Source organism: Chryseobacterium turcicum (genome assembly GCF_021010565.1).
GTDB classification, from domain to species: domain Bacteria; phylum Bacteroidota; class Bacteroidia; order Flavobacteriales; family Weeksellaceae; genus Chryseobacterium; species Chryseobacterium turcicum.
On record NZ_JAJNAY010000001.1, the window covers coordinates 545,769 to 564,223 of the forward strand.

General features: G+C 34.0%; 9 protein-coding genes. 7 read left to right on the plus strand and 2 right to left on the minus strand.

Annotation, left to right across the window (positions count from 1 at the left end):
• Positions 1-20: 20 nt before the first annotated feature.
• The 7 genes from LO744_RS02665 (at position 21) to topA (ending at position 16,398) form a co-directional block, all read left to right on the plus strand.
• On the plus strand, positions 21-1,013 hold the full coding sequence (locus LO744_RS02665; RefSeq protein WP_230667063.1) for a hypothetical protein: 993 nt from the start codon (positions 21-23) through the stop codon (positions 1,011-1,013).
• Positions 1,010-2,149, plus strand: coding sequence for an EpsG family protein (locus LO744_RS02670; RefSeq protein ID WP_230667064.1), 1,140 nt, complete (start codon positions 1,010-1,012; stop codon positions 2,147-2,149). The genes LO744_RS02665 and LO744_RS02670 overlap by 4 nt, the downstream gene beginning before the upstream one ends.
• Positions 2,150-2,165: 16 nt before the next feature.
• Entirely contained in the window at positions 2,166-3,203 is a 1,038-nt protein-coding gene (locus LO744_RS02675; RefSeq protein WP_230667065.1) for an acyltransferase family protein, read from the plus strand.
• A 344-nt stretch (positions 3,204-3,547) separates the two neighbouring features.
• Entirely contained in the window at positions 3,548-8,368 is a 4,821-nt protein-coding gene (locus LO744_RS02680) for a PKD domain-containing protein (protein ID WP_230667066.1), read from the plus strand.
• A gap of 606 nt (positions 8,369-8,974) precedes the next feature.
• A complete protein-coding gene (locus LO744_RS02685) occupies positions 8,975-12,421 on the plus strand; it encodes a T9SS type A sorting domain-containing protein (protein WP_230667067.1) in 3,447 nt (1,148 codons plus the stop codon).
• Between the two features lie 214 nt (positions 12,422-12,635).
• On the plus strand, positions 12,636-13,781 hold the full coding sequence (locus tag LO744_RS02690; protein ID WP_230667068.1) for a hypothetical protein: 1,146 nt from the start codon (positions 12,636-12,638) through the stop codon (positions 13,779-13,781).
• A gap of 46 nt (positions 13,782-13,827) precedes the next feature.
• Positions 13,828-16,398 (plus strand): type I DNA topoisomerase, encoded by a 2,571-nt coding sequence (gene topA / locus LO744_RS02695; RefSeq protein WP_230667069.1) that lies wholly within the window; start codon positions 13,828-13,830, stop codon positions 16,396-16,398.
• A 217-nt stretch (positions 16,399-16,615) separates the two neighbouring features.
• On the opposite strand, the gene LO744_RS02700 is transcribed toward topA, so the two are convergent.
• Positions 16,616-17,590, minus strand: coding sequence for a nitrilase family protein (locus tag LO744_RS02700; RefSeq protein ID WP_230667070.1), 975 nt, complete (start codon positions 17,588-17,590; stop codon positions 16,616-16,618).
• Positions 17,591-17,609: 19 nt separating this feature from the next.
• Complete coding sequence (locus LO744_RS02705) at positions 17,610-18,443, minus strand: AraC family transcriptional regulator (protein WP_230667071.1); 834 nt, start codon at positions 18,441-18,443, stop codon at positions 17,610-17,612.
• Positions 18,444-18,455 lie beyond the last annotated feature (12 nt).

Sequence of the window (18,455 nt, forward strand, 5' to 3'; positions counted from 1 at the left end):
TAAAGACACAACAGTTTTGTATGTTGAAAATATTTGATGAAAAATTATCCGGATTTCTGTTTGTAGTAATTTTACCATTTCTGCTATTTTTCATGTCCTATTATGGATTTGAGTCTTCTTATGCAAAATTAAAATTGATGGAGAAACCTCCAGATTTTATGTTTTCTTCAGTATACGCTTATAGGGTTATTCCAAACTTCCTGATGATGGAGGTTTTTGCTTTCTTTAATTTTTTTGTAGATAAATATTTATTCTCGCTAAAAGGTTTTTTGCTGAAAAATGGAACTTTGTTTTATCACAGTATTTTTCTTATTAATGCTTTCTTTTTTGTTATTTCTTCATGGGTTTTAAATAAGATATTAAATTTTAATTCTGAATTTTCTAATAAAAATCTTAGCAGGATTATTCATTTGCTTGCCATTTTTTTTATTGTAATTGTGCAGTATGTGCCGACAAATTGTGATTTAATTTCTATATTTTTTTATTTAGCAGGAGTTTGGTTTACTTTAAAATATTACCATCACCGGAAAAAGATAGATTTTGTTTTATTATGCTTTGTAATTGTTATTTCTACATTTGTGAGAGAGACTTCATGTCTTAATATCGCATTTTTTGCAGCCGTTTTTATTGATTTTAAAAGGTTAAAGAATATTCTTTATTTGAAAGAAATTTTCTTTTTAATTATTTCTTTTGTTTTGCCTTATTTTTTATTGAAAATAATGATTCCGCAGAATGCCTCTTTTTTTGAAGGCGTTTATCTCGTGAAAAATTTTACAAGTCTATTTAATCTTGCCGGTTTTTTGTTTGGTGTTTTAGGGTTTTATTTTGTTTTTCAATTAGCAAATATAGAGCAGCAAACAATTTTAAAAAAATATTTATTCTTTTCTTTACCTTATTTGGGAATGATTACTTTAGTCGGACTTTTTTGGGAGTCTAGACTCTTTTTGCCGCTTATTCTTTCGGGATTTGTGGTTGTGTCTCATCAGTTTAAAAATATTCAATTGCATAAATGAGTTTATTACATCCATATTATATTATAGCAATTATTTACATGCTTATTTTCAGCTTTCAGGAAGTTTACGTAAAAAAAGTAGAAAAAAAATGGCTTTGGTTTTTGGCGGGCTATCTTATCATTATAGCAGGATTAAGGAATGAAGTAGGGCCAGATTATGGAAGTTATATTGGAATTTATATTTATTCTGATACCAAAGATTATGTAAGTATCTTTATGAAGGCTTTGTTTATGGAGGGGCCACAACCGATGGAGCTTGAGTGGTTGTTTGTGCTTATTAATAAAATTCTTATAAATGTCTTCAATGCTCCTTTTTATATGCTGACTTTGGTAATTGCAGCAATTACAATTATTCTGAAAGTTGAATATATTGATGATAATACGTTTTATCCTTTTACATTTATATTATTTCTTTTTATTCCAGGGTTTTTTGTAGGAGAGAGCGGGCAAATTAGGCAATGTTTAGGCACATATGCAGTTTATTATGCAATACGCTTCATTAAAGAAAAAAACCTTTGGATGTATCTTTTGTGTATTTATTTAGCTGCAGGAATTCATAATGTTTGTTACTTGTTTTTGCCAATGTATTGGGTAGCTAGAATCCCTATGAACAAATTTTGGATGCTTACTTTAATTATTGCTTCAATTTTTGCTTCTCCTTTTGAAATATATAAAGTTTTTGGTGGTTTTTTGGATAGTATTGCCGGAGATAATATGCTTGTCGTGGGATTCAATGGATATATGGATGAGAGTGTAGAAAGATTAAATGGTGGTTTTGGTATTCCGGAGGGTATGATGATGATTCTTACTTTCTTTCTGTTTTGCTTTGACACACCAATGAAAGAAAAGTTTCCTTATTATGAATATCATCGAAACTATGCTGTTGTAGGAATTTGTTTCTATTTTATTTTTCGTAATAATCCCATATTTTCGTCTCGTTTGGCAGGGACGTTTATCATTTTTGCTTATATTTTGATACCCAATGCTATGTATGTTGTATCGCTTAATAAGAAAAAGATTATTCACTCATTTATTATCGCTTTAGTATTATTTTATTTTGTCGTTTTTTCTAGTTTTCAAAATATAAAATCAGGAAGATTTACAATTGATCTCTATAAAAATCATCTTCTCCCATAATTTAAAATTTAAAATAATGAAAAAAGAAAGGATTTTAGTACTAGATGGTCTAAGGGGGCTTGCTATTTTACTGGTTTTTTTGTTTCATGGATATTATGTTTGGGATATATTTTACCCATATAAAAAAATGTTTTCTGAGAATATAGTATTTAAATATGGTAGTCTTGGGGTGCAGTTGTTTTTTTTAATATCAGGTTTTGTTATTCTGATGTCTGTTGAAAAAACTTCTGGGTTTGTAAAGTTTATTAAAAACAGATGGCTTCGGCTTTTTCCAAGTATGTTGATTTGTAGTGTTTTCATATATTTAACTGCCGGATTTTTTCATGAAAGACCTTTTGGTATTCCAGAGTTAAAATCACTTTTACCTGGTGTTTTATTTATTAACAATGGTGTTTTAGAAAAAATTGTCGGAACCAATTTTCCGGTTTTAGAATTGTCTTTCTGGTCTTTGTACGTTGAGGTAAAGTTTTATATTATTTTCGGTGCCTTGTTTTTCGCTTTCAACAGGCGTGTAGCATTAATCGGTATTTTTCTGTTATACATATCGGCTTTAGTCTTACAGATTTTGTGTTTTCATGAATTATTATTTGAGAATACATGGATTAAAATGTATGTTGGTACATTTATTCATTTTGGATGGTTTGTTGTAGGCGCTTTAACGTATATCTATTATTATCATCGAGATAGGAAATATTTATTTATAATCCTTTTTGTTTGGATGTGCTCATTATGTTATGGGTATAAGTTTCAGGATTTAATGTTGCTTATCTATTTGATTGCATTGAATTTAATTTTTTTTGGAGCATTATTTTGGAAAAGATTAAACCTACTGTTCTCAAACCGTTTTTTTCAATTTATTGGATTTATTAGTTACCCATTATATCTATTGCATGAAAATATGCTGATATCATTAATTATTAAAATTCACAATCAATATCCCGAAATTCCACCTTTACTATTACCTGTTTTTTCTTTCGTATTTATCGGTTTTCTGGCATATATAATTGCAAAATACTTAGAGCCATTTTTAGTTAAAATAGCAGTGAAGTTGTAGTTGTATACTTATCTATTCAATTAGGTGTTTTTTTATCATTTTTAATCATTCTGTGAAGAAGGGCGTTAAAAATGGAGCTTTTTTTATAGTTAAAGTTTTTTTTAAGATTAAATTCATTCAAATAATGGTCAATATTGAGCTCTGAAATTCGGAGATTCACCTTTTGTATATTATAGAATTTACCCTAATTACAATACTTTTAAGTATATGAGATTACAGTAGGGTCTCAAAAATTTAATTTAATTATCCATAATTAGTGATAAATTAGTATATTAGAAGAATATTTTACTAAGGAGTTATCCGAAAATCCTTAAATAGAGTAGGAATAATAAAAACACATTACGATGAGAAAATTAATTTTATTTTTTCTTTTATTTTGTGCATTGATAGTCAATGCGCAATCTACATTGTCTAGGTTCAATGTTGTTGTTTCTGGAAATAACACATTAGCTTTTTCAGACTCAAGTACAGGAAATCCCACTACTTTTGCATGGGAATTTGTCGGTGGAAATCCCGCCACATCTACAATCTCTAACCCTGTTGTGACGTATGCAACACCAGGGATTTACATTGCTAAGCTTACCGTGAGTAACGCTTCCGGAAGTTCTGTTTCTACAAGAACAGTAAAAATCACTACAGGAAATATAATTGACCTTAGTACAGGGAGGAATGATGATGGAAGTATTATGGCTGAGGCTGGTGCAGCAGATGGCGACTGGACGTATACCGATCCCAATGGAGTGATAAGTACGCCAATTACACGTCATGCTAATGTATCGGGTTGGGCTTCTGCGTCTACGGGTGGAGTAGCAGGAATTACAAGATGGATTACGGGTAATAATGTGATTCCTGGTGATCATTATTATGCTAGTAAAGAATTTGAAATACCTGAAGGAGTAACGACAGCCGTATTAAATGTAAGAACCTTATCATTTGTCCGAAGTTGGACTTATCTGGTCAAGAAAAACACTGACGGAACAGAAAGTGAGACTTTGATCACTAATACAGTTTGGCAGAGTGATGGTGCTAAAGGATGGCTAAACAGCAGGAATCCGGAAGTTATTAATTATCCTTTAACTGCGGGTAAATACTTTATTAAAGTCAAGGTATTTACCAACAATACGGGACAAAGACAAGCTACGGATACCAATGCTAATGTGAATTTTGGAAATGCTATTATAATATCTCCAATCGCAGAGTTTTCCGCCACACCGACTTCTGTATTTGTAGGGAATAATGTGCAATTTACAAATATGTCGCAGGGAACACTTTCTTCTTTGTTATGGAAATTTGAAGATGGAGCAAATGTATTAACTGCAACTAATAATAATCCTACTGTTGTTTTTTCTACTGTAGGAAACCATTATGCAGAATTAAATGCAGATTACGGAAATAGCTTGCTTTCCTCATTAAGAATAAATAATTATATTCAAACTACTCAAGTTGATGCTCCTATAGTTGCTGTTACGCAACCTTCATGTAGCCTTCCTTCGGGAGCAATTACAGTTACGTCACCTACTTCGGGAGTCACCTATAGTTTTGATAATGGAGTCACTTTTCAATCATCTAATACACTTTCGGGATTGCCTTCTGGAACTTATTTAGTTCGAATAAAGAATAATGGAGGTGTTGTCTCTCAATCAACAAGTGCTGTGATTAACCCTGTGTTGAATGCTCCCGACAATCCTGTATTAAGTATTACTCATCCATCTTGTGTTGTAACTACGGGTACAATTACCGTTACCTCACCAAGTACAGGGGTTGAATATAGTTTTGATGGTGGAGTAAATTTTCAGACTTCTAATACTAAAACGGGTATTTCTACAGGAAGTTACACTATTGTAGTTCGAAACAGCGCAGGTTGTACATCATCCCTCAATGCTGTCATAAATACAACGGATTGTCGTGATTGGACGAAAGCTCCGAATAGCTATGTTTTTGATCCGTCACAAAATAATGATGGCTTATATATTCCTGTAAAAAAGGCATATGAAATGTGGAAGAAGGATGCGTTTTTAAGCACTTCAGTACTTCCAAATGGAAATATTACCGCAGATGTGCTTTGGGAAGATAATCATGGTTTGATTAAATCAGATGTGAATTATGCTTTAGAGATTTTGGGCTCTGGCGAAAGTGCTAAGATAAAAGTGCCTGTAAACAAATCTAAAGAAGGGAATGCTGTTGTCGCTTTTAGAGTAAATGGGGAGATTTTTTGGTCTTGGCATGTTTGGGTTACCGATGATCCCACAAACGGATCTACTTATAAAAGCTATACCAATGTTAGAAGGGAAAAAAGTAACGGTACAATAGAGGTAATTCCCGATGTAGAGTGGGGATGGATGGATAGGAATCTTGGAGCAATCTCCAATTCTAATACTTCTGAAGATTGGAATAAAAGTGGCGGTCTTCTATATCAATGGGGAAGAAAAGATCCAATTCCAACTTTAGTTTATAAAGGAGATGACTTCTACGAAGTTTCAGGCTCTATCGGAAGGGTGCGTCATAGACAAGCAAAAAACTTTACAGGTGCTGTTAATTTCGATGATCTGAGACAGTTTGTGCCGGTTTCGAATGCTACAGTTGATAATAATATCAAGCTTTCGGTAAAAAATCCTTTAAGTCTTATTTATGTTAATAAAGACGATAATTCGGGACCTGCGTATTATAATAATAATGCAAATCTTATGATCAACTGGTTTGGAAAAACTGCTACATTGCCAGATAGTAGACTTACCGAACTCAATCTATGGTCAGACAATTCCAAAGGAAAAATTGTAACAAATTATAACTTTCACAGTGCTAATGCGCCTTATCGCAACAAATCATCGTTTGATCCATGTCCTAACGGATGGAGAATTCCTTCGATGTTGGTTTCAAATCTAGCCTCTGGTTCTTATGTTGATGATATTAGAATTGACTATTCTCCATTTGGAGTAAGAACTGATTTGGGAAAATCGATATTCGAATCTAGCGGTTATCATATCATTAAACCTAATGATAATAGCGTACCTGCATTTATGACCGGATTTAAATTGTATCCAAATATAGGATTTGATTTGTCTAATGCCGGAGGATTGAATATGGGAGTTTTTCCCGGAACCGGGGGAATAGCAATTAATGCTCATGGAGGGCAGTATTCAGATCAACATCATGTAGGTTTGTGGACGGCTACGATGGTGCGTCATTTTGATGTAACTCCCGCTGTAGGATCACGATTATTATACATGATTCCGGATAAAGGTCAATCAGATATTCCGGATTCTGCAAATTCTACCATTAAAGGAAGATATTGGTATATGCCTACTAATACAGTAAAAACCTCAGATGCTAATGGTTGCAGATGTATAAAAGACCCTTTGTATGCTGTGAATAGTTATGATTTTCCTACCGAATATATAACTTCTAATTCTGAATATACTGTTGGATTAGATAATCCAAACACTTATCAGGTTGTAAAAGATGCGGTGGCTTCTGTTGTTGAAATTCCAGTAAGTAAGGCATTTTCTGTTCAGAGTCAGTTGCTTAATAATCCAGATGTTTTAAATGTTTCTAACTTTAATGCTTTAAAGGTTAATGTTCTATGGTCGACTAATGCAGATTTGATTAGTACGGTAAGTATTACCAATCCTTCGCCGGGTTCATTGGCTGATTTAGCAAACTCTAAAATTGTTGTTAATGTGAATCCTAACCAAAGTGGAAATGCCGTGGTTACTCTGCATAATGGAAGTATTACAAATCCTGTTTATTGGTCATGGCACATTTGGGTGACAGATACCGCGATAGGATCTAATGTTTATGCCACCGAAACACCTAATGCCACGGCAACTAATTACATAAATTATGTTCCAAAAGGAGATGTTTTAAAAACAGAATTTATGGATAGGAATTTAGGAGCCACCGATGCTTTTCCTACAGTTGTAAATCCTTTAGCGCCTACGGTTGAGGAGTATTCAAAAATTAAAGCTTCTGCAGGATTGCAGTATCAATGGGGAAGAAAAGACCCAATTCCTTCATTTCAATATGCCGACAGATCTTCGTATGATATATTTTTAGGAAATGCGAGTTTAACCGGAGCAATAGCATATACTACGCTTAATGCTACGACATACAATAATATGTCAGGGAGTTATATTGTTCCTTACAATACCTATACAAATACTTCGAATGCGAATGTCTTAGCAGGTGATAAAGTGAGTGATAAAGTAGCGAAAGTGCTTTCTTACTCAGTAAAAAATCCTTTGGTTTATATGATTCCAAGTTCTTTTGCGCCACGTAACAATGCGATTCCTAATTATACAAATGGAACAGACTGGTTGTTGGATGAACCTAATGTTGCTGCTGACCGATGGGGAAGAGGCGGTAAGAAATCACCTTTCGATCCTTGTCCTGAAGGATGGAGGGTTCCCGATCTTACCGGAGTTGCACTTATTTCTAATAAGGATTTTGGGATATCTCCTTGGTATAAAAAAGATAAAAATGTCGCAACGAGTTATAATTTAGTGACTGATTATTTAGGAACACAAGTGAAGAATTCGGGTAATGCAAGTGTTGGTTTTGTTTTTAATAATTCAGAATACGCAGTAGGAAATTATCCTAATGCAGGGTCACGTGGTTTCAGAAGTGTAATGGCAAATCAAAGTCCTGTTGGTACTTACACGACGAATAATTTTCAGTATTCTGGGGTTTGGACAGCTGCTTTGGTTTCAAATTATCTTGGCAGACCAATCAATATCCTATTTGATGCAGCTTCAGTCACTGATCGCTTCATTGCTTTCCATGATAACAATGATCCGTATTTTGGGATGAACTGTCGATGTGTAAAGGTTAACTATAATCAAGACGGATTGGAAGAAGGGCCTATTCCTGCAATTCCTGTGACGCCAGGAGCTGTAATGAAAGCCTCCAATGTTTTCAGTAAATCTGAAATTTCAGAAAAAGTAAAAGAAAATAAAATTGTTCTTTTCCCAAATCCTGTGAAAGATGTTCTTTACATTAAGGCTACTGAAAACAAAGAGTATCACTATCAAATTTATAACGCTTCAGGGCAACTGGTAAAATCTGGTAAATTTGAAAATACACAAACTAGTGTTTCTTCATTGGTTCAAGGTGTTTACTTGGTGAGAATTAATAATTCTGAAGCTTTAGTTAAAATTATAAAGAATTAACGTTTTTGTGATTTTAAATTTCATGATATTTTAAGCTTAATAAGCAAAATAAATATTACGAAAACTTTTTAAAAGAGAAATAGAATAGCTGTATAATACCGCAGATTTCATAATTTTAAGAGATTAAAATTTGAGTTTGCTGGATATTTGAAAGCTGTTTTGTTTCTCTTTTTTTTATTTTTGATGGTGTCGTCAAGATTGACGGTGTATAGATTTTCTTATATCTATATTTTTTTATTGCGCTATTTTTATTAATTTTAAAAATATTGTAAATATGAGATTCATCTCCAACTTTACAAAAGTATTTACTGTTTTAAGCTTTATTTTACTTAAAGGTATTTTCATTTCTCAATTTATTTTCACTTAAAGTTTGATTAATTATTAATGAAACTTAACTCAGACTCATGTATTTATATGAGTCTGATATTGTATTTTTGTGCCCGAAATAAATGGAGCTAAGTTTTCATACATAAGTGAATATGTTTATTTATTGTGTAAAATAATTTGGTTATATTTTTTTATTTTATCAATATTTTAAATTTATGTTATGTTTTTGTGAATTTTATTTTTAGATTGCATAGTCAAATCACATAATTAAATTACAATATGAATAGAAAATACTTTTACAGTATTGCAGTGGCTTTTTGTTTCTTTTCTGCTGATGCTCAGTATCTTTTAGAATCTAAAAAAACAGGTTCTGATCCTGAACTTATAGCATTGAATTTAAAAACAGACATTTTGGGTAATCGAATTTCGGATCAAAGTAACGGAATTGCCCAAATAATAGCTGCGAAAGATTGGATGAAGGCTCCGAATAGCTATATTTTTGAACCTTCACAAGAGAATGACGGAATCTATATTCCTGTAAAAAAGGCTTACGCCATGTGGGCTGGCTATGAATTTTTAGGCTATTCCAGTATTCCCAATGGTGTCATTACCGCTGATGTGCTTTGGGAAGATAATCATGGTTTGATTAAATCAGATGTGAATTATGGATTAGAGATTTTGGGCTCAGGAGAAAGTGCTAAGATAAAAGTACCTGTAAACAAATCTAAAGAAGGGAATGCTGTTGTCGCTTTTAGAGTAAATGGGGAGATTTTTTGGTCTTGGCATGTTTGGGTTACCGATGATCCCACAAACGGATCTACTTATAAAAGCTATACCAATGTTAGAAGAGAAAAAAGCGATGGTACACTAGAAGTTATTCCTGATGCAGAATGGAAATGGATGGACAGAAATTTGGGAGCCTTAAGCAATTCCCTAACGGCAGATGATTGGAATAAAAACCAAGGTCTTCTATATCAATGGGGAAGAAAAGATCCTATTCCGTCTCTGGTTGACAGGGGTAATGACTTTTACGAAGTTTCTGGCTCTATTGGAAGAGTACGTCATAGGCAGGCGAAAAATTTCGATAACGCACAGAATTTTGATAACTTGAGACAGTTTGTTCCCGTTTCGAATGCTACGGTTAATAATAATATCAAGCTTTCGGTAAAAAATCCTTTAAGTCTTATTTATGTTAATAAAGACGATAATTCGGGACCTGCATATTATAATAATAATGCAAATCTTATGATCAACTGGTTTGGAAAAACTGCTACATTACCAGATAGTAGACTTACCGAACTCAACCTATGGTCAGATAATTCCAAAGGAAAAATTGTAACAAACTATAACTTTCACAGTGCTAATGCGCCTTATCGCAACAAATCATCGTTTGATCCATGTCCTAACGGATGGAGAATTCCTTCGATGCTAGTTTCAAATCTAGCCTCTGGTTCTTATGTTGATGATATTAGAATTGACTATTCTCCATTTGGAGTAAGAACTGCTTTGGGGAAAAATTCTTTCGAATCTAATCGTTATCATATCATTAAGCCAAACGATAATAATGTACCTGCATTTATGACCGGATTTAAATTGTATCCAAATATAGGATTTGATTTGTCTAATGCCGGAGGGTTTGATATGGGAGTTTTTCCTGGAACCGGAGGGATAGCAATTAATGCTCAGGGAGGGCAGTATACAGATCAACATCATGTAGGTTTGTGGACGGCTACGATGGTGCGTCATTTTGATGTTACGCCAGCTGTAGGATCTCGATTATTATACATGGTCCCCGATAAAGGTCAAACTGATATTCCAGATTCTGGGAACCCAACGATTAAAGGAAGATATTGGTATACGCCAACAGCTTCGGTAAAAACCTCAGATGCTAATGGTTGCAGATGTATAAAAGACCCTTTGTATGCTGTGAATAGTTATGATTTTCCTACCGAATATATAACTTCTAATTCTGAATATACTGTTGGATTAAATAATCCAAACACTTATCAGGTTGTAAAAGATGCGGTGGCTTCTGTTGTTGAAATTCCAGTAAGTAAGGCATTTTCTGTTCAGAGTCAGTTGCTTAACAATCCAGATGTTTTAAATGTTTCTAACTTTAATGCTTTAAAGGTTAATGTTCTATGGTCGACTAATGCAGATTTGATTAGTACGGTAAGTATTACCAATCCTTCGCCGGGTTCATTGGCTGATTTAGCAAACTCTAAAATTGTTGTTAATGTGAATCCTAACCAAAGTGGAAATGCCGTGGTTACTCTGCATAATGGAAGTATTACAAATCCTGTTTATTGGTCATGGCACATTTGGGTGACAGATACCGCGATAGGATCTAATGTTTATGCCACCGAAACACCTAATGCCACGGCAACTAATTACATAAATTATGTTCCAAAAGGAGATGTTTTAAAAACAGAATTTATGGATAGGAATTTAGGCGCCATCGATGCTTTTCCTACAGTTGCTAATCCTCAAGCTCCTACGGTTGAGGAGTATTCAAAAATTAAAGCTTCTGCAGGATTACAGTATCAATGGGGAAGAAAAGATCCGATTCCTTCATTTCAATATGCTGACAGATCTTCGTATGATATATTTTTAGGAAATGCGAATTCAAGTGGAGCGATAGCATATACTACGCTTAGTGCTACCTCATACAATAATATGTCAGGAAGTTATATTGTTCCTTACAATACCTATACAAATACTTCGAATGCAAATATTTTAGCAGGTGATAAAGTGAGTGATAAAGTAGCGAAAGTGCTTTCTTACTCAGTAAAAAATCCTTTGGTTTATATGATTCCAAGTTCTTTTGCGCCACGTAACAATGCGATTCCTAATTATACAAATGGAACAGACTGGTTGTTGGATGAGCCTAATGTAGCCAATGACCGATGGGGGAGAGGCGGTAAGAAATCACCTTTCGATCCTTGTCCTGAAGGATGGAGGGTTCCCGATCTTACCGGTGTTGCCATTATTTCCAATAAAGACTTTGGGATGTCTCCGTGGTATAAAAAAGATGAAAATGTAGCAACGAGTTATAATTTAGTGACTGATTATTTAGGAACACAAGTGAAGAATTCGGGTAATGCAAGTGTTGGTTTTGTTTTTAATAATTCAGAATACGCAGTAGGGAATTATCCTAATGTAGGATCGCGTGGCGTAAGAAGTGTAATGGCAAATCAAAGTCCTGTTGGTACTTACACAACGAATAATTTTCAGTATCCTGGGGTTTGGACGGGAGCTATGAATTCTAATTATCTTGGCAGACCAATTAATATCTTATTTGATGCAGCTTCAGTCACTGATCGTTTTATTGCTTTCCATGATAATAATGATCCGTATTTTGGGATGAACTGTCGATGTGTAAAGGTGAACTATAATCAAAACGGATTGGAAGAAGGGCCTATTCCTGCAATTCCTGTAACTCCAGGAGCTGTAATGAAAGCCTCCAATGTTTTCAGTAAATCTGAAATTTCAGAAAAAGTAAAAGAAAATAAAATTATTCTTTTCCCAAATCCTGTGAAAGATGTTCTTTATATTAAGGCTACTGAAAACAAAGACTATCACTATCAAATTTATAACGCTTCAGGGCAACTGGTAAAATCTGGGAAATTTGAAAATACACAAACCAGTGTTTCTTCATTGGTTCAAGGTGTTTACTTAGTGAGAATTAACAATTCTGAAGCTTTAGTTAAAATTATAAAAAGGTAATTTAACTTACTTTTTGTGAATATAAATTTCATTTTCGTGATGTTTTATGCTTTGTAGGCAAATAAAATATCACGAAAATTTTAAAAGAGAAATAGAATAGCTGTAGAATACCGCAAATTTCATAATTTTGAGAGATTAAAATTTGAGTTTACTGGTTATTGGAAAGCTGTTTTGTTTCTCTTTTTATTTTTGGTAAATTCACAAACACACAAGATTGAAAAAACTTCTGTATTATTTTAATAGTAAGATTTTTATTTATCTCATCATTATCGCAACAGCTGTGTTTGCGATGGTATTTACGTATTTTCATAATATAAAATCCGACGGGTATATTTTGGGCGATTGGCTCATTAATTATGAGGATGGTGGTTTCAAAAGGCGCGGCCTTTCTGGAAGTTTCTTTTTCCTTTTACAAGATTTATCCGGATTTAGGCTTCATTATTTAGTATATGGTTTTCAGGTAATTATTATTTCACTTTTCTTTTATTATTATTTTAAGCTCATTCAGTATAAGGAAGCTACTTTTTTATATCTATCGCTTTTATTATCATCAGTTGGCTTTGTGGGGCTTTTTAATTGTGTAGATTATGTAGGAAAAAAAGAATTTATTGTATTTTTTCTTTTTACCTATTTCGTTTATCAATTAAATCAAGGCACTTTGTCAAGAATTAAAGAATACTTGATCTGTTTTGGTCTTTTCTTGGCTATGTTTTTTCACGAAATCACACTTTTTTTTATTCCTTACTTTCTGATTGCATTATATCTTAAAACTCAAAAAATTGAATGTAGACGATATTTAAAATATATTCTCGCTGTTTTCATTCCTGCGATTATCATTGTGGTATTTGGAAAAGAAATCAATGAAGGGCAGTCTTTAGAAATTCTTCAAAATCGTGGTGTTATCCTTACTCGAGGTATTTTCTTTTGGCATATTGATGAGAGGCAGTATATAAAAGATCATCTCTATGAATATCTTCTTTATATTTTAAGTTTTGGATTTAGTGTTTTTCATCTGTGGTTTTATTTAAAATATCAAACAAACCGAAAGGTTTTATCTATCGCGCTTGTCTTCGCTTTCCTTTTCTCGCTTCCGTTATTTTATTTGGCAATTGATTGGGGGAGATGGATGTACATACACATGATCTTTATTATTGTTCTTTTCGCCTTATTATTAAAGGATTCCGAATCTTCTCTAGCTTCCGAAAAGTTGATTGTAAACCAGAAATTTTGGATTACTTTATTCATTATAATTATCTCATTAATTTACAGAGTTGAGATGTCGGGAAGAGGTTTTACATTCGAAGGTTTTTTCTACAGAACCTTAATTGCGCCATTTGAACTTCTAAATAAAATGATTTAACGAGTTCATCTAATAAAAAATCTTTACTTTTGCAGAAATTTTCAGTATGTCGAAAAATTTAGTAATCGTAGAGTCCCCAGCCAAAGCAAAAACCATTCAGAAATATTTAGGAAATGATTTTGAAGTAAAATCTAGTTTCGGACACATCCGGGACCTTCCTAAAAAAGGAATGGGAATTGACCTGGAGACCTTCAGTCCCGATTACGAAGTTTCTCCCGACAAAAAGAAATTAGTAACAGAGCTTAAAGCTTCTGTGAAAAAAGCCGAAATGGTTTGGCTGGCTTCCGATGAAGACCGCGAAGGAGAAGCGATTGCATGGCATTTGGCAGAAGAGTTAAAACTAAAACCAGACAATAGAAAGAGAATCGTTTTCCACGAGATTACCAAAAATGCGATTCTTAAAGCCATCGAAAATCCAAGAGATATTGACCAGAACTTAGTCAATGCTCAGCAGGCAAGAAGAGTTCTCGACAGAATTGTAGGTTTCGAAATGTCTCCTGTACTTTGGAAAAAAGTAAAACCAGGACTTTCTGCAGGGAGAGTACAGTCGGTTGCAGTAAGATTGGTGGTAGAGCGAGAAAAAGAAATTCGTGCTTTTACTCCAAAAGTAAGTTTCAAACTAGACGGAATTTTCTTAAACAAAACATCTCAGGAAATCGCTGCAAAGCTTAAAAAAGATTTCGAGAAAGAAGAAGAAGCCGAAAAATTCTTAGAACTGGCAAAAACCGTTGAGTTTAAAGTTTTAAATGTAGAAACAAAACCTGGTAGCCGTTCTGCATCTGCACCGTTTACCACATCTACCCTTCAGCAGGAAGCTTCTTCAAGATTAGGTTATAATGTAACCAACACGATGCGTCTTGCACAGAGATTATACGAAGAAGGATTCATTACTTATATGAGAACCGACTCGGTAAACCTTTCTCAGGAAGCAATAGAAGGTGCAAAATCTCAAATTATATCAGAATACGGAGCAGAATACTCTGCACCCAGAAATTATACCACAAAATCTTCATCTGCACAGGAAGCTCACGAGGCGATCCGCCCGACAGATTTTTCTGTTAAAACAATTGCAGATGCTCAACTAAGCAAGTTATATCAGTTAATTTACAGAAGAACATTGGCTTCTCAGATGTCCAATGCTAAAATTGAAAAAACAGTAATCGAAATTGGTAATGCTAAACTTCCGCAACATTTTGAAGCGCAAGGTGAAGTTATTATTTTCGACGGTTTCCTTAAAGCATACGGAATTGTAAAAACGGAAGATGAAGATGAAGAAAACAACGAAAAATTGTTGCCAAAAGTAACAGTTGGTGAAGTTTTAAGTTATAAAAAAATTACGGCACAGGAAAAGTACACAAGACCAAGCGCAAGATATACAGAAGCAGGATTGGTAAGAAAACTTGAAGAACTGGGAATTGGCCGCCCGTCAACATATGCACCCACGATTCAGACGATTCAAAACCGTGAGTATGTAGACAAAAGAGAAATTGAGCCACAAGTAAGAGAGGTGGTGAAAATCTCTTTAACGAATGATAAAATTAAAAAAGAAACTCTTGAAGAAAAATTCGGGGGCGATAAAAATAAATTTGTTCCTACTGACATCGGAGAAGTTGTAAATGATTTCTTAACCAATAATTTCAGTGAAATTCTAGACTTCGGGTTTACCGCAAGCGTAGAAGAAAGCTTTGACGAAATAGCAAGCGGTGCTCAGAAATGGAAAGAAATGATGGCTGATTTCTACTCAAAATTCCATCCGAGAATTGCTGATGTAGAAGAAAATGCAGACCGCGCCAACGGAGAAAGAATTTTAGGAGTTGACCCAAAAACAGGTAAAAATGTTCATGCAAGAATCGGAAGATTTGGAGCCATGATTCAGATTGGAGAGCAGGATGATGAAGAAAAACCAATTTTCGCATCATTAATGGCTGGACAAAATATTGCAACCATCAATTTGGAAGATGCTTTGGAGTTATTCAAATTACCTTTCGAACTTAATAATTTTGAAGATCAGCCGGTCTCAGTGGGTGTTGGTAGATTTGGTCCTTATGTAAAATGGGGCGACACGTATATCAGTATTCCTAAAGGGGAAGATCCGCTTTCTATAGACCAGAAACGTGCAGAAGAAATCATTGCCGAAAAGAAATTAGCCGACGCACCGATTGCTTCATACAAAGGTGAACCGATTACCAAAGGAACAGGAAGATTTGGACCTTTCATTAAGTATAAAAGTATTTTCATCAACGTTCCGAAGAAATATAATTTCGAAAACCTTTCTCAAAGCGACATCAACGAGTTGGTAGAAGCTAAATTGGAAAAGGAAGCCAACCGTTATATTCAACAATGGGAAGCTGAAAAGATCTCCATTGAAAACGCAAGATGGGGCCCTATCGTAAAACATGGAAAGAATATCTATAAAATTCCAAAGAAGAAAGACGATACCAAATACGAAGCAGACGAACTGACTGATGTTTCTCTTGATGAGGTTAAAAAATGGATTACAGCACAAGACCCTAAAGCTTTTGCTGAAAAGAAAAAACCTGCAGCGAAGAAACCAGCCGCAAAAAAAGCAACAACAACGAAGAAAGCTCCTGCTAAAAAACCGGCAGCGAAGAAATAAAAAACAAATTAAGGCTTATGTCAATCAGCCTCCAACCTTGTCAAGGTTAATATTCACAATGAAAATAACCTTGACAAGGTTCTATAAGAAAAGCACAGATTTTTGGTCTGTGCTTTTGTATTTGAGATAATGTAGTGAAAATATTAGTTTGTTGTTGTAATGGTAATCAGTATGAATATTACCATTGTTTTCTTAAAAAGAAACATTTAGAAAATTCTTAAATAAGATTATTATCTTGTTTATTGTCAGCATTAAGCCATGCTACATTCTGTTCAGAAATATGTTCTGCACCGATAATATTTTTATATAATTCAGGTCTTCTAGCTTTGAGGTATCGGTTTCCGCCTGCAGATTGAAGTGATTCAGCAGTTATAGTTGCCATCGCTATATCTGAACCTAATACGATACATTCCGCAACGATATTACCAAAAGGATCTACAATCATAGAACAGCCGTTTTTCAGTTGATCATCATCCATTCCAATGGGGTTTGAAAACACACAATACATTGCATTGTCAAATGCTCTTGCGGGTAGCCAATTCATTAACCATTCTCTTCCTTTCGGGCCATTAAATTCTCTGCGCAATTCAGTACTTTCTTGTTCTCTATTGTACCAAAGGTTATTATCTACAAAACCTGCGCCTGGTCTTGGTGATGGGGTACACATCGTGACATGTGGCATTAATAGCACATCTGCTCCCAAAAGTTTAGTAGCTCTTACATTTTCAATAATATTATTGTCATAGCATATAAGTATCCCAAAGTTCCAGCCATACAGATTAAATACACAATAAGCATTACCTGGGCTAATATGCGGATTGATGAACGGATGAAGCTTTCTATATTTAGCCACAATACCGGTTTCATTAACGCAAACGTATGCTTTGAAAATATTGTCATTTTCGTCTTTTTCGAATAGACCTGCGCATACTGTAATTTGATTTCTGGAAGCAATTTCGGTAAGTGCTTTAATGCTTGGGCTCTCCGGAAGATATTCTGAAATATCAAGTAAAGCCTGTCTGTCTAGATGTCTCGCAAAAGTGTAACCTGTAACTGAACATTCATGAAAAACAACAACTTTTGCACCTTGAGAAGCAGCTTTACTTGATAGATCTGCAATTTGTGATAAATTATATTCCTTGTCGGCACTTTTATTCTCAAACTGTGCTGTTGCGATAATTAAATCTTTCATTATTTTTTTTTCGACAAATTTAGATTGTCAAAATAACCTCCGATTGTACATTTTCGTCAGGTAATACAATAACATTTACAGCAAGATGTGTAGACTTTACATGGTAAGTGGTTGGGGTAAGGCCTGTTATTTTTCGAAACTCTCGTATCAAATGTGCCTGATCAAAATAACCAGCATCAAAAACATTTGATGTAAAGTTATACTTATTACCAGTTCCTTTAATTTCACCTAGAAAGTGATGAAGCTTTATGATACTTCCTAATTTTTTAGGTGCTATACCCACCAAACTATGAAAGGCCCTTTCAATATTACGCTGATTATAACCTGTAAAATCAATAAGTTCTTCAGCTTTAAAAAGTCCGTTACGTTCCATTATCCAATTTGTTGCAGCCATTACCATAGGATACAAGCGGCTTTCAAACTCTTTTAATAATTGACTGAAAAAATTATTTAAACTTTCTGACATCTCCAAATTAGATGATTTTTCGTAAAGAAAATTATCTGAAGTTTTTACACTATTCCCTAAAACAGATTCCAAATCAACTATTTTATTTTTTAGCTCTCCAGCAGAAGTGTTTAGTATTTTGCTCATTCCAAAAGGTCTGAAAACCGCAATGATTAACTTTAATGAACCTACTATCTGCAATTCTCTGTAGTCCGTAATTTGTCCATAACAAAATATTTTTGGGAGCTTAATTCCGTCCCTGTATAAGGCACCAGAACCGATAGTGAAAACAATCCCTGTATTGCCATCAGCAAATGTTCGAAAAAGACCATTCTCAATATTTATTAAATCTAAAAAAAGGTAATGCTTAATATAAGGGATTAAATTGGGAGATGAAATTATCTGCATAAGGAATCATTT